This window comes from Streptomyces triticagri, assembly GCF_003429565.1.
In the GTDB taxonomy this organism is placed as follows: domain Bacteria; phylum Actinomycetota; class Actinomycetes; order Streptomycetales; family Streptomycetaceae; genus Streptomyces; species Streptomyces triticagri.
The window spans coordinates 61,062-81,979 of the sequence record NZ_QUAK01000051.1 but is presented as its reverse complement, the minus strand read 5'-3'; the positions used below and the strand labels follow the sequence as shown (position 1 = coordinate 81,979).

Below are 20,918 nucleotides of genomic sequence, written 5' to 3'. Positions count from 1 at the left end.
GTCACGGCCGGAGGGCGCGGTGGTCGCGTACGCCTCCGGCCGGGTGCCCCGCGTCAGGACGTGTGCAGGCGGCGGGAGAGCAGGGGGAGCAGGCTGTCCCAGTGGTGGGTGAGGGCGGACGGGCTGTACGCCGAGGTGTCGGACATGGTGAAGCCGTGGACGGTGTCCGGGTAGATCTCCGAGGTGTACGTGAGGCCCGCCTCGTCCAGGGTGCGGTTCAGGGAGTCGAGGTCCTCCTGGGTGATGTCGCCCGCGGCGTGCCCGAAGTGGACCTCCACCGCGGTGAGCCGGCCGAGCTGCTCGGCACCGTCGGCGGCGACGGGTGCGTGGAAGGCGCCGACCGCGGCCACCTCACCGGGGTGCGCCGCGGCGGTACGCACCGCGAGGAGGCCGCCGAAGCAGTAACCGGTCACCGCGACCGGGCCGGGCGCGACCTCCGGCTGCGCCGCGAGGAACCGCAGATACGCGGCCGCGTCGTCGACGGTCCGCTCGGCGGTGTGGTCATGGATCAACGGCAGGAGCTGCCCGATGAGTTCGTCCCGCGCCTCGTCCCCGATGTGGTCGGGCAGCTCGACCAGGGGCGTGGGGCCGTTCCGGTAGAGGTAGTTGGGGACGAGGACGTAGTGGCCGTGGCCGGCCAGCTTCTCGGCCATCTCGCGCAGTACGGGCCGGATGCCGAAGGCGTCCGGGTACATCAGCACGGCCGGGTGCGGGGCGCCGCCTTCGGGGAAGGCGGCGAGGGCGTCGGCCGTCCGGCCGTCGGGCATGGGGATCTGCAGGGTCCTGGTGGTCATGGGGTCTCGTGGCTCCTGTCTCGTGTCGTGAACGATCGGCTGCGTCTGCCGCGTCTGCTGATCAGGATCGTCACGAGCGTGGTGGAGCACGCGCGGCAGCCGGTCCGGCTGTCGCGTGCATCGGCAAGGGGCCGCACACGGCCCGCCCGGCACTCAGCAGAGCACCGGGTCACCGATCCGTGCGTGGCGCGAGGCCGTCCCGGTCTTCATGGTCGGCAGCGTAGTCCTGTCGGGGCACGCCCGAGTACGGCGCCCCCGCCGCCGCTCAGCCGTCGATCGCGTCGCGCCACTCCCGTACCGCCGCCGGGGACACCGGCGCGGCCCAGCCGTCGGGGCGGGCCGCGCCGCCGATGTGGAAGGCGTCGACGCCGTGCGTCCTGAGCTCAGGGACGTGGTGCAGGGCGAGGCCGCCGCCGACCAGGATCTGCTGCTCGTAGCCCGGTTCGCCGCGGCGGGCGGCCTCGGCGGTGAGGACGGTCATGCCGTCGTCGACGCCGGTCGCGGCGCCCGCCGTGAGGTAGGTGTCCAGGCCGGGAAGATCGGCGAGCTGCTTGCGCAGGGCGTCGCGGTCCGCCGCCCGGTCGATGGCCCGGTGGAAGGTCCAGCGGGCCCCGTCGAGGGCGTCGACCAGCCGCTCCACGGCGGCGAGATCGGGCGCACCGGTGGCGTCGAGGAACCCGAGGACGAACTGGTCGGCGCCCGCGGCCCGCAGCGCGCGGGCGCGCTCCGCGAGGCGGTCCACCTCGGCCGGCCCCCCGGCGTCGAAGCCGTCCTCGGCGCGCAGCATGACGCGCAGGTCGATGCCGACGGCGGCGCGGATCGCGGCGAAGGTCTCCAGGGAAGGCGTGAGGCCGTCGGCCGCCATGTCCGTGACGAGTTCGAGGCGGTCCGCGCCCCCGGCTTCGGCGGCGATCGCGTCCTCGGCGTCGAGGGCGATCACCTCCAGGACTGCGCGCTCGCTCATGGGTCCTCTTCCTCTGGTTCAGGTTCCGCCGGTTTCCGCGGGTGGCCGATCGGGACTGGAGATCACGGCCACCCGAAAAATACAGGTCTAGTCCAATAACCAGAGTACGCGCTGCGGGCTCCCCGGGGGAGACGCTCAATGCCCGTGCCCACCACCGGTTCCACCGTCACCGCTCTCCTCGTCGCGCCCCTCACCGGCCCCGCCGTCGTCCACGTGACCGCCGGCCCCGTCTCCAGCGTGGACCGTGAAGGCCGCGGTCCGCACCTTGCCGTCGTGCTTGAAGTCGAGGAAGAGACGGTACGAGCCCTTGCTCGGTGCGGTCGCGGAGAAGGAGACCGGACCCGGCTCCCCCTCGTTCGGATGGACGTGCAGGTACGCCAGATCCCCGGCGCGCAGCGCGACGAGGTGGCCGTACGCCCCCAGATAGGGCTGGAGGTCGGTGACCGGCCTGCCGTCCTTGGCTACGGACAGTTCGAGCGTGCCGGCCTTGCCGGGGGTCAGGGATCCGTCGAGGGTGACCTCGTAACCGTCCCCGGCGTCGGCGGTCGGCCGCTGTTTGGGGAGCTCGCGCGGTGCGTAGTCACCGGTGACCGCGAGGTCGGCGCCGAGCGTGAGGCCCTCGCCGCCCTTGGGCCGGAAGTCCGCGAAGAGCCGGTACCCGCCGGCCCGCGGCAGCTCCACCGGCGTGGACCAGGTGCCGTCCGCGGCCCGCTTCGGGTGCAGGTGGCGGTACTCGCCGAGGTCGCTCGAGGCGACGATCAGATGCAGCTCCTTCTCGTGCTCGCGCTGGTACGCGGTGACGTGGCGGCCGCTGCCGTCCTCGATCGCGAAGCGCAGTTCGGTGCGCTTGCCGGCCGCGATCCTCGGTGTCTCGAGGTCGAGCGTGTAGCCGTCCTGGGAGATCTGCAGACCGCCCGGCGGCTCCGCACCGGACCCGCCCCCTCCCTCCGCATCGCCGCCGCCCTCGGCCGCACGGCCGTCGTGCCCGTGGTCCGCCTCCTGCTTCTTGCCCTCGTCGCCGCCCACCGGGCCCACGCCCTCGCCGACCGCGTAGGCCGTGCCGAAGGTGGCCGCGAGCGCGGTGACGAAGGCGCCGATCCTCAGTCCGGTCCGCATGACGCTCTCCCTTGGTTCTCGATCCTCTGGTTCGGTTCTCGGCCCTCTGGTTCTCGGCCCTCAGATACGAACGACAATACCCCTGGGGGGTACCAAGTCAAGCAGAGGGAACCCCTTGCTTCAGATAGGGCAGGGGGGTATACCTGAAGTCGACGCCAACATACCCCCAAGGGGTATTGAACCAACGAGGAGCGGCAGCCATGAGCAGCACGCACACGCACCCACAGCCACCCCGGGGCCAGGAGCCCGGTGGCGCCCAGGTCGAGCTGGCCATCGGCGGCATGACCTGCGCCTCGTGCGCGGCGCGCATCGAGAAGAAGCTGAACCGCATGGACGGCGTCGAGGCCACGGTCAACTACGCGACGGAGAAGGCCAAGGTCACCTACCGTTCCGACGACGTCGGCGTCCGGGATCTGATCGCCACCGTCGAGGCCACGGGCTATACGGCCGAGGAGCCGCCACCCCCGCAGCGCACCTCCGACGGCGCCGGCACCACCGAGGAGCCGGACGACCTCCGGCCGCTCCGGCAGCGTCTGATCACCGCGGTCGTGCTCGCCGTCCCGGTCATAGCGATGGCCATGGTCCCGGCGCTGCAGTTCGAGTACTGGCAGTGGCTGTCCCTGACCCTCGCCGCCCCCGTGGTGACGTACGCGGCCTGGCCCTTCCACCGCGCGGCCTGGACCAACGCCCGGCACGGCGCCGCCACCATGGACACCCTGATCTCGGTCGGCACCTCGGCCGCGTTCCTCTGGTCCCTGTGGGCGCTCTTCTTCGGCACCGCCGGCACTCCCGGCATGACGCACCCCTTCGAGCTGACGATCGCCCGCACGGACGGCGCGGGCAACATCTATCTGGAGGCGGCCGCCGGAGTCACCGCCTTCATCCTCGCCGGGCGGTACTTCGAGGCCCGCTCCAAGCGCAAGGCGGGCGCGGCCCTGCGCACCCTGCTCGAGCTCGGCGCCAAGGAGGTCACCGTCCTGCGTGACGGCGCCGAGCAGCTGATCCCGACCGCCGAACTGCAGGCGGGCGACCGCTTCCTGGTGCGCCCCGGCGAGAAGATCGCCACCGACGGGCGGGTCGTCGAGGGGTCATCGGCGGTCGACGCCTCGATGCTGACCGGCGAGTCCGTCCCCGTCGAGGTCACCGTCGGCGACACCGTCACCGGCGCCACGCTCAACGCGGGCGGCCGCCTCGTCGTGCAGGCCACCCGGGTCGGCGCCGACACCCAACTCGCCCGCATGGCCCGCCTGGTGGAGGACGCACAGAACGGCAAGGCCGCCGCCCAGCGCCTCGCCGACCGCATCTCCGCGGTGTTCGTGCCCGTCGTGATCGCGCTCGCACTCGGCACGCTCGGCTTCTGGCTCGGCTCCGGATCCGGCCTGACCGCCGCCTTCACCGCCGCCGTCGCCGTACTGATCATCGCCTGCCCCTGCGCCCTCGGACTCGCCACCCCCACCGCCCTCATGGTCGGCACCGGACGCGGCGCCCAACTCGGCATCCTCATCAAGGGACCCGAAGTACTCGAATCCACCCGCCGCGTCGACACCGTCGTCCTCGACAAGACCGGCACCGTCACCACCGGCCGCATGACCCTCCTCACCACCCACACCACCGACAGCACCACCGTCGGCGAAGTCCTGTGCCTGGCCGGCGCGTTGGAGCACTCCTCCGAACACCCCGTCGCCCAGGCCGTCGCCACCGGCGCCGCCGAACACCTCGGCACCGCCCTGCCCGCACCGGAGGACTTCGCGAACGTGCCCGGGCTCGGCGTCCAGGGCGTCGTCGACGGCCACGCGGTCCTGGTCGGCCGCGAACAGCTCCTGCACGAGTGGGAGATCCACTTGCCCCCACACCTCGAGCGCGCCAAGTCCGAGGCGGAAGCGGCCGGTCGTACGGCGATCGCGGTGGCCTGGGACGGCGAGGCGCGCGCGATCCTCGAGGTCGCGGACGCGCTGAAGGAGACCAGCCCGGAGGCGGTCCGGCGGCTGCGCGCACTCGGCCTCACCCCGATCCTGCTCACCGGGGACAACAGGGCGGTCGCCGAATCGGTCGCCGCAGAGGCCGGCATCGACGAGGTCATCGCCGAGGTGCTGCCGCAGGACAAGGTGGACGTGGTCAAGAGACTGCAGTCCGAGGGCCGTTCGGTCGCGATGGTCGGCGACGGGGTGAACGACGCGGCCGCACTCGCCCAGGCGGACCTCGGCCTCGCGATGGGCACCGGGACGGACGCCGCGATCGAGGCCGGCGACCTCACCCTCGTACGAGGTGACCTGCGGGTCGCGGCGGATGCGATCAGGCTGGCGCGCAGGACGCTCGGCACGATCAGGTCGAATCTGTTCTGGGCGTTCGCCTACAACGTCGCGGCGCTGCCACTGGCCGCGGCCGGACTCCTCAACCCGATGATCGCGGGCGCGGCGATGGCCTTCTCCTCGGTCTTCGTCGTCGGCAACAGCCTGCGCCTGCGAAGCTTCCGGGCGTAGAAGGCGTCTCGCCCGGGAGGTTGGTGACGCGAGTCAGATCCGCGAATTGCGGAGCGACTGCCACACGGCGCCCGCGAGGGCGCGGGTCGACCGGGGGATGGAGAGGCCTTCGTGTTCGCGGTACAGGTCCCAGTTGTACCGGACGAGCGACATCTTGTTGGAGGACAGCGATCCCGCCTGGTGGGCGCGGTACACGGCGAGCGGTTCGGTCAGACCGCGGGCGTCGGCGCCGTCGCGCATGATCGACAACCACAGGGCGTAGTCCTGCCTCTTCCGCATGTCCGGCATCAGGCGCGTGCCGAGGACCGTGCGGTCGTACATCGCGGTCAGCGCACCGATGTGGTCCCGGACCAGCATCGCGCGGTAGTCCACGTGCTCGCGGGCGCGGATCACCCGTCCGTTCGGGACGAAGTCGGTGCTCTCGCCCTCGTGGTCGGCGTCCATCTTGAAGTACGAGGTGAACGTCAGCGGCGCGGTGCCCTCCTGGGCGAAGGCGATCTGCCGCTCGGTCTTCTCCGGCAGCCACATGTCGTCGCTGTCGAGGAAGGCGATGTAGTCGCCGCGGGCCCGCTGGATGGCGAGGTTGCGGGCCCGGCCGGCGCCGCCCTGTTCGGGAGACGACTCCGGCAGGACGCGCTCGTCCTGCCGGGCGAAATCCTTCAGCAGGTCCATGGAGTCGTCGGTCGACCGGTCGTCGGTGATCAGCAGCTCGAGGTCCGTGTGGGTCTGCGTGAGCACCGACCGGATCGCCGGACCGAGCGTCGCCGCCGAGTTGTGGACGGGCATGACGACGGACACCAGAGGCACAGCGCTTCTCCTTGCTCAGCCGGCCGAAGGACGGTCCATTGAAACATTGGTTCCCCCCTGACCTCTCCAGCGCGTGGAAGGGTCGCCCGCGGGCGGGCCCTGCCAGGCCGTCGTGTCCCTCAACGCCGCGTCGCCTCGGCGGTCTCCGTCGCCGTCTCCGTCTTCGGCAAGGACGGGCCCGTCGCCACCACGCGGCCGGCCGGACCGGCCTTCACACCGCGCTCCAGACGCAGCGCGACGAAGGTCGCCGCGAGGGCGGCGACCGCCATGCCCGCGCCCGCCCAGGCCGGGGAGCGATAGCCGAGGCCGGCGTCGATGACCAGGCCGCCGAGCCAGGGGCCGCCCGCATTGCCCAGGTTGAACGACGAGGTGGTGGTGGCGCCGGCCAGGGTGGGGGCGGCGCCGGCCACATTGAACATCCGGGCGTTCAGCGCCGGGGCCGTGTAGAACGCCGAGACGCCGATCAGGAACGACAGGCCGACCGCCATCACCGGGCTGTCCGCGAACAGCGCGAGCGCGACCAGGAAGACGAGGGAGGCGGTGATGCCGCTGAACAGCACGCCGAAGAGGTGCGCGTCCGCGTACCGCCCGCCGATCATCGTCCCGACCAGCGCACCGACCCCGAAGAGGCCGAGCACGGTGGGCACGGTCGCCGAGCCGAGCCCGGTCACGTCCGTGAGCAGCGGCGAGAGGTAGCTGAAGGCGCAGAAGACGGCGCCGCCGGCCAGCGTCACCACGGCCACCTGCGTCCACACGTGCTTGTCCCGGTAGATGCTCAGCTCCCGCTGGAGCCGCGGCCTCTCCTCGGGTGTGGGGATGCGCGGGACGAGCGTGACGATGCCGAGCAGGGCGATCGCGGTCGCCGCGGCCACCGCCCAGAACGCGGAGCGCCAGCCCAGATTCTCACCGAGGAACGCGCCGAGCGGGACGCCCAGGACATTGGCTATGGACAGTCCGCCGATCATCACGGCCATCGCCCGCGCCCGGGCGCTGCGGTCCACCATCGCGATCGCCACGGACGCACCGACCGCCCAGAACCCGGCGCAGGCCAGCGCACTGATCACCCGCGAGGCGAAGAGGATCTCGTACGTCGGCGCCAGCGCACCGGCCACCTGCCCGACCCCGAAGAGCGAGATCAGCCAGATCAGGGTGGCGCGGCGGGGCAGCTGCAGGGTCGCCACGGCGAGCAGCGGAGCGCCCACCACCATGCCGATCGCGAAGGCCGAGATCAGCAGTCCGGCCTGCGGGATCGACACATCCATGTCGTCCGCGATCGGCGGCAGAAGCCCGGACAGCATGAACTCGCTCGTGCCGAGCGCGAAGACGGACAGGCCGAGGATGTACACGGCCAGCGGCATGCGGGCGGGAGCCGGCGCCGGGGGCTCGGCGGGAGCGGTAGGCATATCAGCTGGGAACACGGGGTGCGGGCGGGGCATTCCCACGCCGTTGCGCACTCATGTCCGTGCCGCTCCCAGCTCGTACGTCAGGACCTCGCCGTGCTCGTCACTCGGCTCGGGGCCGCGGGTCCGGACGAAACCGGCCCGGGTGAGGACGGCCCGGGACGCGGTGTTCCCCGGTTCGGTGCGGGCGACGACCGTGGTCACGTCCGGGTCGGCGAGGGCCCAGGCGCTCAGGGCCAGCAGCGCCTCCGTCGCACAGCCGTGGCCGCGGGCCGCAGGGACCAGGTCGTAGCCGATCTCGACACGGCCGTCCGCGGGCGGGCCGTGGAAGCCCATCGCGCCGAGCGCGAGACCGTCGGCGTCGCGGACCAGGACGTACATGCCCCAGCCGGGCCGGTACCGGCCCTCCGCCGCGGACTTCGCCAGGAAGCGCGCGCCGGTCCGGGTGCCCTCCACCGGCCCTCCGGTGATCCACTCGAACCCGCCGGGACCGCCGGCGCCGAGCGCCGCGGCCTGCACGGGGTCGATCGCGGTGAGCGTCATACGTGCGGTGGCGAGGGTGTGCCCGCCACGGGCGGCCGTCATGACGCCGATCGTGCGCCGAGCAGACGGAGTTCGGTGGCGAGATTGTGGCGGGCCGGCGCCTCCCAGTGCGCGGCGCCGTACGGCGTACGGAACAGCCGTGGCAGGCCGAGGAGTTGACGCAGCACCCCGGCCCGCCCGGCGGCGAAGGCGTCGTCCGGCACGAAACCGTACTCCTCCCGCACCTGCGCCGCGTACGCCGCGTAGTCGTCCGGCGGCGCGGCCAGGATCGCCAGGTCGGCGTCGCACAGCACCTCGCCGTTCCGGTCGCCGTCGGCCGGGTCGTGGGTCACGGTCAGGCGTACGAGGCGGGCCACCTCGGCGACCCCTTCGGGCGGCAACTCGGCTTCCTCAAGGGCCCGTTCGGCGATCCGTGCCGAGCGTTCCTCGTTCTCCGACCGCTCCGGCAGATACACCGCGTCGTGGAACCAGGCGGCCAGGCGTACGAGGTCGGGGGCGTCCGCGTGCTCGGCGAGGGTGTCGATGTGATCGAGCACGGCGACCAGGTGCTCGGTGGTGTGGTACTTGCGCTGCGGCTCGGCCCAGCGGGCGAGCAGATTCTCGGCGTACGGCCCGGGGTCCGGGCGGTACGGTCCGCCGGCGGCGCCACGCGCTCCGGTCAGCGCCTGCGCCCAGCGGCGCCGCAGCTCGGCAGCGCGGTCCTGCGTGGTCACCTCGGGTCCCCTTTCGTGCCGTCGCCGGCTGCCGTGCCCTTGCGCCGTCGCAGGCCCGCCGCGATGAGCAGCCGCACCACCTCGCGGCTGGTCACCTGCACCGCGCCCGCGGCCACCGCGTCGGCGTACCGGTGCGCGGGCACGTCGTAGTGGTCACGCTCGAAGGCGCGCCGCGGACAGCCGATCGACTCGGCGAAACCGTGCAGCTCCGCGTACGAGACATCGCTGACCAGGTGCGACCAGAGGCGCCCGTGACCCGGCCAGGTCGGCGGGTCGATGTAGAGGGTCATGCGCTCACCCCGACACCGCCCCGAGCGACCCCACCGGCGCCACCACGACACCGGCCTTGCCGCACACCCAGTGCGGGTCCTCGCCCAACTCCGGCTCCACGTCCAGGGCGTGCGGATCGCCCGAGCCGCAGACGGGGCACAGCGGCCAGCGCCCGTACTTCTCCAGGAGCGCGTCCTGGACGTCCTGCGCCACCAGGCCCGGGAGGTACGCCGCGCCCTCGGGCCACTGTCCGACCCACCAGCGCCGGTGGGTCACCGAGTCCTCGACCAGCGAGACGACGTCCGCCTCCGCGACGGATCCCGCCACCAGGTCGGCGAGCACGAGGGCGCGGGCCGCGTGCAGGGCCTGCTCCAGGGGGCCGGTGGGGTCGGCAGGGTCCGTGGGGCCGGTGGGGTCGGGAGCACTCATGCAGCCATTGTGCGCCCATGGCCCACCGGTACCGAAAGCCCCGGAAACCGTAGGGCGGCCGTCCGTCAATCCCCTGCGCGGTCGTCCGTCAGATGATTCCCTGCGCGATCATCGCGTCCGCGACCCGCTCGAAACCGGCGATGTTCGCCCCGGTCACGTAGTCGCCGGGCGCCCCATACCGTGCCGCGGTCTCGTGGCAGGTGGTGTGGATGTCGTTCATGATCCGGACGAGTTCCTGGTCGACCCGCTCGGCCGACCACGCCGTGCGGGCGGCGTTCTGCGCCATCTCGAGGGCGCTGACCGCGACCCCGCCCGCGTTCGCCGCCTTGCCGGGGCCGAAGGCGACGCCGGCCTTCTGGAAGAGGTGCACGGCCTCCGGTGTGGTCGGCATGTTCGCGCCCTCGGACACGGCCTTCACGCCGTTGCGGATCAGCGCGGCGGCGGCGTTCTCGTCCAGCTCGTTCTGTGTCGCGGACGGCAGCGCGACATCCGCGGGGACGTCCCACACCGAGCCGCCCGGCACGAACCGCGCCGACGCACCGCGGCGCTCCGCGTACGCGTCCACGCGCCCGCGCTCGACCTCCTTGATCTGCTTGAGCAGCTCCAGGTCGATGCCCTTCTCGTCGACCACATAGCCGCTGGAGTCGGAGCAGGTCAGCGGGTTCGCACCCAGTGCGTTCAGCTTCTCGATGGTGTAGATCGCGACGTTCCCGGAGCCGGAGACGACGGCCGACTGGCCCTCCAGGTCCTCGCCGCGCTCGCGCAGCATCGCCGCCGCGAACAGCACACTGCCGTACCCGGTCGCCTCCGGCCGCATCGCGGAGCCGCCCCAGCCTGCCCCCTTGCCGGTCAGGACGCCGGCCTCCCAGCGGTTGGTGATCCGCCGGTACTGCCCGAAGAGGTAGCCGATCTCGCGGCCGCCGACGCCGATGTCGCCCGCGGGCACGTCCGTGTGCTCACCGATGTGCCGCTGCAGCTCGGTCATGAACGACTGGCAGAACCGCATGACCTCCGCATCGCTGCGCCCGTGCGGGTCGAAGTCGCTGCCGCCCTTGCCGCCGCCTATGCCGAGCCCGGTCAGCGCGTTCTTGAAGACCTGCTCGAAGCCGAGGAACTTGATGACGCCGAGGTTCACCGACGGGTGGAAGCGCAGGCCGCCCTTGTACGGGCCGAGCGCGCTGTTGAACTCGACGCGGAAGCCGCGGTTCACATGCACCTTGCCGTGGTCGTCCTGCCAGGGCACCCGGAAGATGATCTGCCGCTCGGGCTCGCAGAGGCGCTCGACGAGCCCCGGCTCGGCGTACTCGGGACGGGCCGCGAGCACCGGTGCGAGGGTCTCGAGCACCTCGTGCACGGCCTGGTGGAACTCGGGCTGGGCCGGATTGCGCCGCTCCGTCTCGAGGCGGAGCTTCTCGAGGGAGTTCAGCGCGGTGGTCGTCTCGGATCGTGTCGCCACGGGGTCCCTTTCTGGCACTGCTTTACCCATACGAACGAGGCCCGGGCACCCGCCGTTCACGGCTCGGCCCCGACTCTGCCTCCGGTACGCACCGGTGGTGGGCGCTCGGCGCCATTGCCGCGCGCAGGACGGCGGCCGCGGCCCCGGCATGTGAGGTCCGAGGGGCGGCCGACCCTTCAGTGTTACAGCCAGGTAAATCGCGAGACCAGGGGCCCGCCCTCACCTTCCGCAATCTGAGACGCCACGCGTCCTGCGCCCTACTGATCGACCCGCTCCAGGAGGCGGACGGTCACCTCGTCGCCCTCCTGCTTGCCGATCGCCTTCCGTACGTCCGCCTTCACCGGCAGCTTGTGCGTCCCGTCACCGAGCGCCATGAAGGAACTGCGGAACGGATGCCCGTCGACCGTGCCGCGGACCTTCACCAGTCCCCGCGTACCGAAGAATGCGGCGGACTCGGGCCAGACGACATAGGTCCACCCACCCTTCTCCGGACTCTTCCGCAGGGTCGCCGTGAACTCCTTGTCGATCCCGATCATGCTTACTGCCCTCCGGTCTCGCTGTCCGGCCGTCTCGCCTGTGCAGCGGCCTCTACCGGTAGACCGGCAGGTCGGGCACTTCTCATCGCCGGTCGCGCAATGCTGCGACTTCCTCGCATTGCGGACAAAGTCAAGCGATCCCACTTGACTGGGTGAAGAACTCCAACTTCGTTGCGATCAACGCCTGTTGATCGACTTACGTACACCGAGCCCGACCCGCACACCCGAACGGACGCCATATGGTCAGCTACCCGCACGAGGCGATGCACCGCATCTTCCAGCACGATCCCGGCCTCTTCAGCCGCGTCTCGCACTTCCTCGGGGCCGACATCCCGAGACCGGTGACGACCTCCGTCCTGCCGACCGACCTCACCGAGGACCACCCTGTCGAGCGCCGCGTGGACACCCTGCTGCGCTTCGGCACGGCCGACCATGGCGAGTTCCTGCTCGCCGTGGAGGCCCAGGGCAAGAAGGACCCGGACAAGCCCGCGAGTTGGGCGTACTACTGCGCCTACTTATGGACCAAGTACCGCCTGCCTACAGCGCTCCTGGTCGTCTGTCAGGACTTCATCACCGCCAAGTGGGCTCTGCAGCCGGTGACCTGCGGACCGGCACAGGTCCCGACGCTCACGCTGCAGCCACTGGTCGCGGGCCCGCACAACATGCCGATGATCACCGACCCGGAAGAGGCACGGACGGACCTTGTCCTGGCGAGCCTGTCGGCGATTACGCACGCCAAGGATCCGGGTATCGGTGTGATACTGAAAGCCCTGTCCACCGCATTGAAGGACGCCCCGGACGACGTGGCGGACCCGATCGTCGAATTCACCGCACAGGGCATGGGCAGCCGCCCGGCCAAGCACCTCTGGAGGAACCTGGTGGCCGTGGACCTCTCCTTCTACAAGTCGTACCTGGTCGAGGAAATTCGAGACGAAGCCCGGGCCGAAGGCCGGGACAAAGGCCTGGCCGAAGGCCGGGACAAAGGCCTGGCCGAAGGCCGGGACAAAGGCCTGGCCATCTCCGACGAGACCCGGGAGCGCATCGGCGATTGCCGCGACCCTGAAATCCTCCGTAGCTGGGTGACCCGGGCAGTCACCGCGCCGACCACCGAAGCCGTCTTCCAGACCGAGTAACCCATGGCCTACTCCAGCGACTTCTACAAGTCGTACCTGGTCGAGGAAATCCGAGACGAAGCCCGGGACGAAGGCCGGGACAAAGGCCTGGCCGAAGGCCGGGCAGAGGACCTGCTGCTCATCCTCGAAGAACGCGGCCTGACCATCTCCGACGAGACCCGGCAGCGCATCGGCGATTGCCGCGACCCCGAGCTCCTCCGTAGCTGGGTGACCCGGGCAGTCACCGCCTCGACCTCCGAAGAAATCTTCGACACCGAGTAGCCGCAGGGGCGGCGTCTCCGCGCCGCCCCCGCGCCCCCACCCGTGACCCAAGTCCGTCCACAGGTGGTCGGAAGGCTCTTGACGCTGCCTCGGGGTGTAAATATCTTTCAAGGGTGAGCAATCAGCTGAAGGAAATTTTCACCGGGGACGCGCCGCCCGCCCCGGCGGCCCTCGCCGCCAAGGTGCGCACGCTCGGCCCGTCCATGACGCGGTCGATGCAGCGCGTCGCCGAGGCCGTCGCCGGCGACCCCGCCGGCTGCGCGGCGCTGACCGTCACCGGTCTCGCCGAGCTCACCGGCACCAGCGAGGCGACGGTCGTGCGCACGGCCCGCCTCCTGGGGTATCCGGGATACCGGGACCTGCGCCTCGCCCTCGCCGGCCTCGCCGCCCAGCAGCAGTCGGGCCGCGCCCCCGCCGTCACGGCCGACATCGCGGTGGACGACCCGATAGCGGACGTCGTCGCCAAGCTCGCGTACGACGAGCAGCAGACCCTCGCCGACACCGCCGCCGGACTCGACACCCACCAGCTCGGCGCAGCCGTCGGCGCGCTCTCCGGCGCCCGCCGCATCGACATCTACGGCGTCGGCGCATCCTCCCTGGTCGGCCAGGACCTCGCCCAGAAGCTCCTGCGCATCGGCCTGATAGCGCACTCCTTCAACGACCCGCACCTCGCGGTGACCAACGCGGTGCAGCTCAGAGCCAAGGACGTCGCCATAGCGATCACCCACTCCGGCTCGACGGTCGACGCGATCGAACCGCTGCGCGTCGCCTTCGAGCACGGTGCGACCACGGTCGCGATCACCGGCCGCCCCAGCGGCCCCGTCTCGCAGTACGCGGACCACATCCTCACCACGTCCACGGCCCGCGAGAGCGAGCTGCGGCCGGCTGCCATGTCCTCGCGTACGTCCCAACTCCTCGTCGTGGACTGCCTGTTCGTCGGCGTGGCACAGCGGACGTACGAGACCGCGGCCCCCGCGCTCAGCGCTTCGTACGAGGCACTCGCCCACCGGCACACGCCCCGGACGAGCCGATGACCTGACCGGCCCGGCACCCGGCCACCCCGGACCGCCCGGCCGCACCCGCCTGCCCGCACCACGCACACCCCCGCGTACACGAAAGAGCCGTCACCCCCATGACCTCGACCACCGAGACCCCCGACACCACCGAGACGCCCGGCACCGGCGGGACTCCCGGCGCCACCCCCGGCGCCTACGGCGAACTCCGCGCCCAGCTGGCCACGCTCACCACCGAGGCGTTCCGCCCGGAGCTCGCGGAGATCGACCAGCTCCCCACCGAAGAGATCGCCCGCACGATGAACGGCGAGGACAACACGGTCCCCGGCGCCGTCGCCGCCCAGCTCCCGCAGATCGCCGCCGCGATCGACGCGGCCGCGGAGCGGATGGCGCGCGGCGGCCGGCTGATCTACGCGGGCGCGGGCACCGCGGGCCGGCTCGGCGTNCGCGGCGGCCGGCTGATCTACGCGGGCGCGGGCACCGCGGGCCGGCTCGGCGTGCTCGACGCCAGCGAGTGCCCGCCCACCTTCAACACGGATCCGGCGGACGTCGTCGGCCTGATCGCGGGCGGCCCGTCCGCCATGGTCACCGCGGTCGAGGGCGCCGAGGACTCCAAGCAGCTGGCCGCCGAGGACCTGGACGCCCTCGGCCTGACCGCGGACGACACGGTGGTCGGCATCTCCGCCTCCGGCCGCACCCCGTACGCGATCGGTGCCGTCGAGCACGCCCGCGCCCGCGGAGCACTCACGGTCGGCCTCTCGTGCAATGCGGACAGCGCGCTCGGCGCCGCCGCGGAGCACGCCGTCGAGGTCGTCGTCGGCCCCGAGCTGCTCACCGGTTCGACCCGCCTGAAGGCAGGCACCGCCCAGAAGCTCGTGCTCAACATGCTCTCGACGATCACGATGATCCGTCTCGGCAAGACGTACGGGAATCTGATGGTCGACGTCCGCGCGTCCAACGAGAAGCTGCGGGCCCGCTCCCGCCGCATCGTCGCCCTCGCCACGGACGCCTCCGACGAGGTCATCGAGTCCGCGCTGACCGCCGCCGACGGCGAGGTGAAGACGGCGATCCTGATGATCCTCGCCCAGGTCGACGCCCCCACGGCGGAGGCCCTCCTGACCACCTCCAAGGGCCACCTCCGTGCGGCCCTGACCGCCCACGCCCCCACCACCGACGGCCCCACGGCCGTCTGACCCGCCCCGTACCTCAACGACCCCGTCACCTCAACGACCCCGTCACCTCAACGACCCCGTCCCGCTGAGCGAACAGCGCCGAACAGCAAGGCCCCGCACCATGGCATCAGACAACAAGAACCGCGACACCGCCGCCGCGATCCTCCCGCTTGTCGGCGGCGCCGGGAACGTCACCTCGGTCGCCCACTGCATGACCCGGCTCCGCCTGAGCCTGCGCGACCGCTCCCTCGTACAGGACGAGGCCCTCAAGGCCCTGCCCTCGGTGATGGGAGTCGTCGAGGACGACACGTACCAGATCGTGCTCGGGCCGGGCACGGTCGCCCGGGTCACCCCCGAGTTCGAGCGTCTCGTCGAGGAGCAGCGCCCGGCCGGGGCCCCCGAGCCCGCGACCGCGGACCACCACGCGGCGACCGCCGAGGAGCTCGCCGAGCAGGGCGCGGCGATCCGCGCGGCCCGCAAGGCGAAGAACCAGACCCCGTTCAAGCTCTTCCTGCGCCGGATCGCGAACATCTTCGTACCCCTGATCCCGGCCCTGATCGGCTGCGGCATCATCGCGGGACTCAACGGCCTGCTGATCAACTTGGAGTGGCTGCCCGCCGTCACCCCGGCGCTCGGCGCGATGGCCTCCGGATTCATGGCCCTGATCGCGGTGTTCGTCGGCTTCAACACGGCGAAGGAGTTCGGCGGTACGCCGATCCTGGGCGGTGCGGTCGCCGCGATCATCGTGTTCCCGGGTGTGGCCGACATCAAGGCCTTCGGCCAGCAGCTCTCGCCCGGACAGGGCGGTGTGCTGGGCGCACTGGGTGCCGCGGTCCTCGCCGTGTACGTCGAGAAGTGGTGCCGGCGCTGGGTCCCGGAGGCGATCGACGTCCTGGTGACCCCGACCCTGACCGTCCTGATATCGGGCCTGGTCACCATCTTCGGCCTGATGTTCCTGGCCGGCGAGGTCTCCACGGGCATCGGCACGGCGGCGAACTGGCTGCTCGACAACACCGGCGCGTTCGCGGGCCTGGTCCTCGGCGGGCTCTTCCTGCCGCTGGTGATGCTGGGCCTGCACCAGGCCCTGATCCCGATCCACACCACGCTCATCGAGCAGCAGGGCTTCACCGTGCTGCTGCCCATCCTGGCGATGGCGGGCGCGGGCCAGGTCGGCTGCGCGATCGCGGTCTTCAAGCGCCTGAGGAACAACACCTCGATCCGCAACACGATCAAGTCGGCGCTGCCCGCGGGCTTCCTGGGCGTCGGCGAGCCGCTGATCTACGGTGTCTCGCTGCCGCTGGGCCGCCCGTTCATCACGGCGTGCGTGGGCGGCGCGGCGGGCGGCGCGTTCGTCGGCTTCTTCTCGATGATCGGCGACAAGGTCGGCTCGACCGCGATCGGCCCGTCCGGCTGGGCGCTCTTCCCGCTCCTGGACGGGAACAAGGGCCTGGGCACGACGATCGCGATCTACGCGGGCGGGCTGCTCGTCGGCTATGTGGTCGGCTTCTTCGCCACATACTTCTTCGGCTTCGGCAAGGACGCCCTGATCGAGCTGAACAGCGAGAGCGCGGCCGGTCCGGTGGTCGCGTCCGGCACGGGCGAAGGCGCCGGCGCCGCTTCCGGCCGTTCCGGCGACGGAGACGGCCCGGCCGGCGGGACTCCGGCAAGGGAACCCGTCTCGGTCTGACGAGACCCGTCGCGGCGTGCAGGACCGGTTGCGGTATGCAGGACCGGTCGCGCGACCGGTCCTGCACGCCTAGTGGGCGACGACCGCGCCTGCGGACTACTCCGCCGACCGGTCCCTGACCTGCCACAGCCGGCCCACGCCGGCCAGCGCGCAGAGTGCGGTGGCCGTGACGACCGCCCAGCGCGCGCCGTCACTCACCGCACGCGTCGCGTCCCCGTCGGTCCCGACGCGCACAACGTCGAAGTTCCACCACAGACGTACGACGACGGGGATGATCACGGCCAGGGTCAGTCCGGTCCACTTCTGCGCCACCGTCCAGTGCCGGGACCGGCAGACGATCACGACTCCCGCGATCGCCATGCCCACCATGACCAGCGACAGCAGGGAGTTGCCGACGTCGGACAGAAGTCCCGCGACGACGGAGGGCAGCACCCCGGAGACCCCGAGCAGCACGACCGGCAGCCACGCGGGAGAGCGCCGCCGCCGGCCGTCCGCGCCCGGCGCGGGCATCGCACCGGCGGTGCCGAGCTCCTGCAGCGCGGTCGCCGCGATCGTGCGCGGGTCGCCCATCTCCTCGATGATCTCGCGGGTACGACCGGGGCGTTCGGCGAGCGCGACCTCGATGTGCTCGCCCAGGTCGGCGAGGAGTTCCTGGCGGGCAGCGGGCGAGAGCGCCGACGCCTCGCGTTCGACGGCCGCGAGATAGTCCTGCACCAGCGAGTTGTCGGTCTTCACCGTCTGCCCTTCCCTGACGTACCGGGCCAAGCGCCCGGCTTCATCGCGTACCTTGCACAGCAAGGCACTTCCTTGCAAAGCAAGCTACCCGACACCGCCAACTACCTCCACACCGGCCCCTCCATCGCCCCGGCCGGACAGCGGGCAGGGAGCTGTCAGTGGCGGACCGTAACCTTCGGGGCATGACTGCAACGGGGATGAACACAGCAAGCAAGGGCGGCGGCCCGACCCACCCCACCTGGGACGCCCTCCGGGCGATGCCGGTCGACGAGGTGCGACGCCGGGCGGCGATCGTGGCCGATTTCACGGGTGTCGAGCCGATGCGCGTGGACACCGCAGAGCGCCTCGCGTGGCACGACGGCGGAGGCCAGTCCACCGTCTGGTACTTCCTGCCCGACGGCCGCATACTCCTGCTGACGTTCGACCACGAGTCCCCGCTGAATCTCTACGCCGAAGGCACCTACGCCGACCAGCAGGCGCTGTTCGACGGCGTCCCCGCGGACCTGCGCGCCCTGGTCCAGGACCGCCCGGAGAACTACGAATCGCTGAACATCGTCGACACCACGACCGGCGCCACCATCCACTACGCGGGCGGCGTCTTCTGGTTCGACGGCACGCACTGGCACATCGCCGACGGCCTCCTCACCCACTGCGCCCGCGAATCCCTCGACCTCTTCATCGAGTCCGGCCTCGACTACTGCCTCGACGAATACTTCTTCGACCGCCCCGACTTCACCGCCGAGACCGTCGTCGGCCACCGCAGATCGGAGGGCCGGTACGAGGACGAGCACGAGGACGCGGAGTCCGAGGAGCTCGCGACCCTCACCAAAGCCTTCGACCGCCACCCACGCGCCCACCACTGACAGCAGACCGGCCCGCCCGCACCGAATCGCGGGCGTACAATTTCCTGTACGTACAGAATTCTGTCCGCTCTGCTACCGCACAAGGAGGCCCTCGTGCGCACCATGACCTACACCGAATCCCGGGCGAAGTACGCCGAGACGCTCAGCGCCGTGGTGGACGACCGCGAGGAGGTCATAGTGACTCGCGCGGGACATGACCCGGTGGTGATCGTGGCGCTGGAGGAGTACGAGGCACTGAAGGAGACGGCTCACCTGCTCCGCAGCCCGGAGAACGCCCGACGCCTGCTCGCATCCATCGACCGCCTGGAGAGCGGCGGCGGCACGGTGCGGGAGCTTGCGGAGTGAAGCTCGTCTGGGACGAATCGAGTTGGGCCGACTACGTGTGGTGGCAGGTGCAGGACCGCAGGGTGGACAAGCGGATCAACGCACTCCTGCAGGACATCGCCCGCAACGGCAACGAGGGGATCGGCAAACCGGAGCCGCTCAAGCACGGCTTCCACGGCTACTGGTCCCGCCGCATCACCGACGAACACCGGCTCGTGTACAAGATCGTCGAGGACGAGATCCGCGTGGCTGCCTGCCGCTACCACTACGAGCGCTGAGCGGCGCGGGCAGCGGACACCACGCCGAAGGGCGGCACCCCCTGGGAGAGAGGGTGCCGCCCTTCGTCAGTGCGGGACGGTTGATCGACCGGGGTCGATCAGAAGTCCATGTCGCCGCCCGGCATGCCGCCCGGGGCGCCGCCCGCGGCGGCCTTCTCCGGCTTGTCGGCGATGACGGCCTCGGTGGTGAGGAACAGCGCGGCGATCGACGAGGCGTTCTGCAGGGCAGAGCGCGTGACCTTCGCCGGGTCGATGATGCCCTCGGCGATCATGTCCACGTACTCGCCGGTGGCGGCGTTGAGGCCGTTGCCCACCTGGAGGTTGCGGACCTTCTCGACGACGACGCCGCCCTCGAGACCGCCGTTGACCGCGATCTGCTTGAGCGGGGCCTCGAGCGCGAGCTTCACGGCGTTGGCGCCGGTCGCCTCGTCACCCTCGAGCTCCAGCTTCTCGAAGACCGAGGAGGCCTGGAGCAGGGCCACGCCACCGCCGGCGACGATGCCCTCCTCGACGGCCGCCTTCGCGTTGCGCACGGCGTCCTCGATGCGGTGCTTGCGCTCCTTGAGCTCGACCTCGGTCGCGGCACCGGCCTTGATGACGGCCACGCCGCCGGCCAGCTTCGCGAGGCGCTCCTGGAGCTTCTCGCGGTCGTAGTCCGAGTCGGACTGCTCGATCTCGGCGCGGATCTGGTTCACCCGGCCGTTGACCTGCTCGCTGTCACCGGCACCGTCGACGATGGTGGTCTCGTCCTTGGTGATGACGACCTTGCGGGCGCGGCCCAGGAGGTCGATCGTGGCGTTCTCGAGCTTGAGGCCGACCTCCTCGGAGATGACCTCGCCGCCGGTGAGGATGGCGATGTCGTTCAGCATCGCCTTGCGGCGGTCGCCGAAGCCCGGGGCCTTGACGGCGACGGACTTGAAGGTGCCCTTGATCTTGTTGACGACCAGGGTGGACAGGGCCTCGCCCTCGACGTCCTCGGCGATGATCAGCAGCGGCTTGCCGGACTGCATGACCTTCTCGAGGAGCGGAAGGAGGTCCTTGACCGAGCCGATCTTCGAGTTGGCGATCAGGATGTACGGGTCGTCGAGGACGGCCTCCATACGCTCCATGTCGGTGGCGAAGTACGCCGAGATGTAGCCCTTGTCGAAGCGCATGCCCTCGGTGAGCTCCAGCTCCAGACCGAAGGTCTGGGCCTCCTCGACCGTGATCACGCCTTCCTTGCCGACCTTGTCCATCGCCTCGGCGATGAGCTCGCCGATCTGGGTGTCGGCGGCGGAGATGGAGGCGGTCGAAGCGATCTGCTCCTTGGTCTCCACGTCCTTGGCCTGCTCGAGCAGCGCACCGGAGACGGCCTCGACGGCCTTCTCGATGCCGCGCTTGAGGGCCATCGGGTTGGCACCGGCGGCCACGTTGCGCAGGCCCTCGCGGACCAGCGCCTGGGCGAGGACGGTCGCGGTCGTCGTGCCGTCACCGGCGACGTCGTCCGTCTTCTTCGCGACCTCCTTGACCAGCTCGGCGCCGATCTTCTCGTACGGGTCCTCGAGCTCGATCTCCTTGGCGATGGAGACGCCGTCGTTGGTGATCGTGGGGGCGCCCCACTTCTTCTCGAGGACGACGTTGCGACCCTTGGGGCCCAGGGTCACCTTGACGGCGTCGGCGAGCTGGTTCATGCCGCGCTCGAGGCCGCGCCGTGCCTCCTCGTCGAACGCGATGATCTTGGCCATGTGAAGTGGTCCTCCCGGACAGAAGGGGTCTCCCCCACGCTCCCTGAGGGAACAGGGGGGCGGATTTCTCCGGACCGCGCTGGCGCCCGCGACGGACGGCCCGCATGCTGCGTGGTTCCTTGCCCCACCCGGCCTGCCGGCCTCACCGACCCGGTCCTTCTCTGTCACTCTCACTCGGAGAGTGCTAACGCCAATGATTAGCACTCACCCCACCCGAGTG

The 20,918-nt window shown here is 71.1% G+C and carries 22 protein-coding genes and 1 pseudogene; 10 read left to right on the top strand and 13 right to left on the bottom strand.

Annotated elements, in window-relative coordinates:
• Window positions 1-53: 53 nt before the first annotated feature.
• The 3 genes from DY218_RS09850 to DY218_RS09840 form a co-directional block, all read right to left on the bottom strand.
• Complete coding sequence (locus DY218_RS09850; RefSeq protein WP_128555548.1) at window positions 54-794, bottom strand: dienelactone hydrolase family protein; 741 nt, start codon at window positions 792-794, stop codon at window positions 54-56.
• Window positions 795-1,059: 265 nt separating this feature from the next.
• A complete protein-coding gene (locus DY218_RS09845; RefSeq protein WP_128555547.1) occupies window positions 1,060-1,758 on the bottom strand; it encodes a copper homeostasis protein CutC in 699 nt (232 codons plus the stop codon).
• Window positions 1,759-1,893: 135 nt separating this feature from the next.
• A complete protein-coding gene (locus DY218_RS09840; protein WP_233521455.1) occupies window positions 1,894-2,874 on the bottom strand; it encodes a hypothetical protein in 981 nt (326 codons plus the stop codon).
• Window positions 2,875-3,074: 200 nt separating this feature from the next.
• Between DY218_RS09840 and DY218_RS09835 the strand changes: the two genes are divergently transcribed.
• The gene (locus DY218_RS09835) at window positions 3,075-5,354 is read left to right on the top strand and encodes a heavy metal translocating P-type ATPase (protein ID WP_128555546.1); all 2,280 of its coding nucleotides are present in this window, start codon (window positions 3,075-3,077) and stop codon (window positions 5,352-5,354) included.
• A 33-nt stretch (window positions 5,355-5,387) separates the two neighbouring features.
• Here the strand turns inward: DY218_RS09835 and DY218_RS09830 are convergent, their stop codons facing one another.
• From DY218_RS09830 to DY218_RS09795, 8 genes are all read right to left on the bottom strand, one after another.
• The gene (locus DY218_RS09830) at window positions 5,388-6,161 is read right to left on the bottom strand and encodes a glycosyltransferase family 2 protein (RefSeq protein ID WP_128555545.1); all 774 of its coding nucleotides are present in this window, start codon (window positions 6,159-6,161) and stop codon (window positions 5,388-5,390) included.
• Window positions 6,162-6,280: 119 nt separating this feature from the next.
• Complete coding sequence (locus DY218_RS09825; RefSeq protein WP_128555566.1) at window positions 6,281-7,519, bottom strand: Cmx/CmrA family chloramphenicol efflux MFS transporter; 1,239 nt, start codon at window positions 7,517-7,519, stop codon at window positions 6,281-6,283.
• A 96-nt stretch (window positions 7,520-7,615) separates the two neighbouring features.
• Entirely contained in the window at window positions 7,616-8,146 is a 531-nt protein-coding gene (locus DY218_RS09820; RefSeq protein WP_128555544.1) for a GNAT family N-acetyltransferase, read from the bottom strand.
• Window positions 8,143-8,817, bottom strand: a complete 675-nt coding sequence (locus DY218_RS09815; protein ID WP_128555543.1) for an HD domain-containing protein — start codon at window positions 8,815-8,817, stop codon at window positions 8,143-8,145. The genes DY218_RS09820 and DY218_RS09815 overlap by 4 nt, the downstream gene beginning before the upstream one ends.
• The gene (locus DY218_RS09810; protein WP_128555542.1) at window positions 8,814-9,107 is read right to left on the bottom strand and encodes a DUF4031 domain-containing protein; all 294 of its coding nucleotides are present in this window, start codon (window positions 9,105-9,107) and stop codon (window positions 8,814-8,816) included. Before DY218_RS09810 ends, DY218_RS09815 begins: the two co-directional genes overlap by 4 nt.
• A 4-nt stretch (window positions 9,108-9,111) precedes the next feature.
• Window positions 9,112-9,516, bottom strand: a complete 405-nt coding sequence (locus tag DY218_RS09805) for a hypothetical protein (protein WP_128555541.1) — start codon at window positions 9,514-9,516, stop codon at window positions 9,112-9,114.
• Window positions 9,517-9,604: 88 nt separating this feature from the next.
• Window positions 9,605-10,972: an NADP-specific glutamate dehydrogenase gene (gdhA, locus tag DY218_RS09800; RefSeq protein WP_199566680.1), complete on the bottom strand. Its 1,368-nt coding sequence runs from the start codon at window positions 10,970-10,972 to the stop codon at window positions 9,605-9,607.
• 257 nt (window positions 10,973-11,229) lie between these two features.
• Window positions 11,230-11,508, bottom strand: coding sequence for a DUF1905 domain-containing protein (locus DY218_RS09795; RefSeq protein WP_128555539.1), 279 nt, complete (start codon window positions 11,506-11,508; stop codon window positions 11,230-11,232).
• Between the two features lie 239 nt (window positions 11,509-11,747).
• Between DY218_RS09795 and DY218_RS09790 the strand changes: the two genes are divergently transcribed.
• From DY218_RS09790 to DY218_RS09770, 6 genes and pseudogenes are all read left to right on the top strand, one after another.
• Window positions 11,748-12,641, top strand: coding sequence for a hypothetical protein (locus DY218_RS09790; RefSeq protein ID WP_128555538.1), 894 nt, complete (start codon window positions 11,748-11,750; stop codon window positions 12,639-12,641).
• A 3-nt stretch (window positions 12,642-12,644) separates the two neighbouring features.
• On the top strand, window positions 12,645-12,902 hold the full coding sequence (locus tag DY218_RS09785) for a hypothetical protein (RefSeq protein WP_128555537.1): 258 nt from the start codon (window positions 12,645-12,647) through the stop codon (window positions 12,900-12,902).
• Window positions 12,903-13,015: 113 nt separating this feature from the next.
• Complete coding sequence (locus tag DY218_RS09780) at window positions 13,016-13,936, top strand: MurR/RpiR family transcriptional regulator (protein ID WP_128555536.1); 921 nt, start codon at window positions 13,016-13,018, stop codon at window positions 13,934-13,936.
• 98 nt (window positions 13,937-14,034) lie between these two features.
• Window positions 14,035-14,360, top strand: a pseudogene (locus DY218_RS34985) (N-acetylmuramic acid 6-phosphate etherase); the annotation flags it as partial.
• Window position 14,361: 1 nt separating this feature from the next.
• Window positions 14,362-15,108, top strand: a 747-nt coding sequence (murQ, locus tag DY218_RS09775; protein WP_233521454.1) for an N-acetylmuramic acid 6-phosphate etherase, incomplete at its 5' end; no start/stop codon positions are given.
• A 100-nt stretch (window positions 15,109-15,208) separates the two neighbouring features.
• A complete protein-coding gene (locus tag DY218_RS09770; protein ID WP_128555534.1) occupies window positions 15,209-16,774 on the top strand; it encodes a PTS transporter subunit EIIC in 1,566 nt (521 codons plus the stop codon).
• 96 nt (window positions 16,775-16,870) lie between these two features.
• Here DY218_RS09770 and DY218_RS09765 read toward each other — a convergent pair whose 3' ends face one another.
• Window positions 16,871-17,509 (bottom strand): DUF1700 domain-containing protein, encoded by a 639-nt coding sequence (locus tag DY218_RS09765; RefSeq protein ID WP_128555533.1) that lies wholly within the window; start codon window positions 17,507-17,509, stop codon window positions 16,871-16,873.
• Between the two features lie 182 nt (window positions 17,510-17,691).
• Here DY218_RS09765 and DY218_RS09760 point away from each other — a divergent pair, with 182 nt between their 5' ends.
• The 3 genes from DY218_RS09760 to DY218_RS09750 all read left to right on the top strand — a co-directional run bounded on the left by DY218_RS09760 (window position 17,692) and on the right by DY218_RS09750 (window position 18,974).
• On the top strand, window positions 17,692-18,372 hold the full coding sequence (locus tag DY218_RS09760) for a hypothetical protein (RefSeq protein WP_233521453.1): 681 nt from the start codon (window positions 17,692-17,694) through the stop codon (window positions 18,370-18,372).
• Window positions 18,373-18,465: 93 nt separating this feature from the next.
• On the top strand, window positions 18,466-18,717 hold the full coding sequence (locus DY218_RS09755; protein ID WP_128555532.1) for a type II toxin-antitoxin system Phd/YefM family antitoxin: 252 nt from the start codon (window positions 18,466-18,468) through the stop codon (window positions 18,715-18,717).
• Window positions 18,714-18,974 carry a Txe/YoeB family addiction module toxin gene (locus DY218_RS09750; RefSeq protein WP_128555531.1) on the top strand — a complete coding sequence of 87 codons (261 nt, stop codon included), beginning with the start codon at window positions 18,714-18,716 and terminating at the stop codon, window positions 18,972-18,974. The genes DY218_RS09755 and DY218_RS09750 overlap by 4 nt, the downstream gene beginning before the upstream one ends.
• A 98-nt stretch (window positions 18,975-19,072) precedes the next feature.
• Here DY218_RS09750 and groL read toward each other — a convergent pair whose 3' ends face one another.
• On the bottom strand, window positions 19,073-20,698 hold the full coding sequence (gene groL, locus DY218_RS09745; protein WP_128555530.1) for a chaperonin GroEL: 1,626 nt from the start codon (window positions 20,696-20,698) through the stop codon (window positions 19,073-19,075).
• Between the last annotated feature and the right edge of the window lie 220 nt (window positions 20,699-20,918).

What these genes read in the sequence shown, in the direction of transcription:
- DY218_RS09850 (WP_128555548.1), bottom strand. Translation starts at nt 794, where the DNA reads ATGACCACCAGGACCCTGCAGATCCCCATGCCCGACGGCCGGACGGCC.
- DY218_RS09845 (WP_128555547.1), bottom strand. Translation starts at nt 1,758, where the DNA reads ATGAGCGAGCGCGCAGTCCTGGAGGTGATCGCCCTCGACGCCGAGGAC.
- DY218_RS09840 (WP_233521455.1), bottom strand. Translation starts at nt 2,874, where the DNA reads ATGCGGACCGGACTGAGGATCGGCGCCTTCGTCACCGCGCTCGCGGCC.
- DY218_RS09835 (WP_128555546.1), top strand. Translation starts at nt 3,075, where the DNA reads ATGAGCAGCACGCACACGCACCCACAGCCACCCCGGGGCCAGGAGCCC.
- DY218_RS09825 (WP_128555566.1), bottom strand. Translation starts at nt 7,519, where the DNA reads ATGCCGCTGGCCGTGTACATCCTCGGCCTGTCCGTCTTCGCGCTCGGC.
- DY218_RS09820 (WP_128555544.1), bottom strand. Translation starts at nt 8,146, where the DNA reads ATGACGGCCGCCCGTGGCGGGCACACCCTCGCCACCGCACGTATGACG.
- DY218_RS09810 (WP_128555542.1), bottom strand. Translation starts at nt 9,107, where the DNA reads ATGACCCTCTACATCGACCCGCCGACCTGGCCGGGTCACGGGCGCCTC.
- DY218_RS09805 (WP_128555541.1), bottom strand. Translation starts at nt 9,516, where the DNA reads ATGAGTGCTCCCGACCCCACCGGCCCCACGGACCCTGCCGACCCCACC.
- DY218_RS09795 (WP_128555539.1), bottom strand. Translation starts at nt 11,508, where the DNA reads ATGATCGGGATCGACAAGGAGTTCACGGCGACCCTGCGGAAGAGTCCG.
- DY218_RS09790 (WP_128555538.1), top strand. Translation starts at nt 11,748, where the DNA reads ATGGTCAGCTACCCGCACGAGGCGATGCACCGCATCTTCCAGCACGAT.
- DY218_RS09785 (WP_128555537.1), top strand. Translation starts at nt 12,645, where the DNA reads ATGGCCTACTCCAGCGACTTCTACAAGTCGTACCTGGTCGAGGAAATC.
- DY218_RS09770 (WP_128555534.1), top strand. Translation starts at nt 15,209, where the DNA reads ATGGCATCAGACAACAAGAACCGCGACACCGCCGCCGCGATCCTCCCG.
- DY218_RS09760 (WP_233521453.1), top strand. Translation starts at nt 17,692, where the DNA reads ATGACTGCAACGGGGATGAACACAGCAAGCAAGGGCGGCGGCCCGACC.
- groL (WP_128555530.1), bottom strand. Translation starts at nt 20,698, where the DNA reads ATGGCCAAGATCATCGCGTTCGACGAGGAGGCACGGCGCGGCCTCGAG.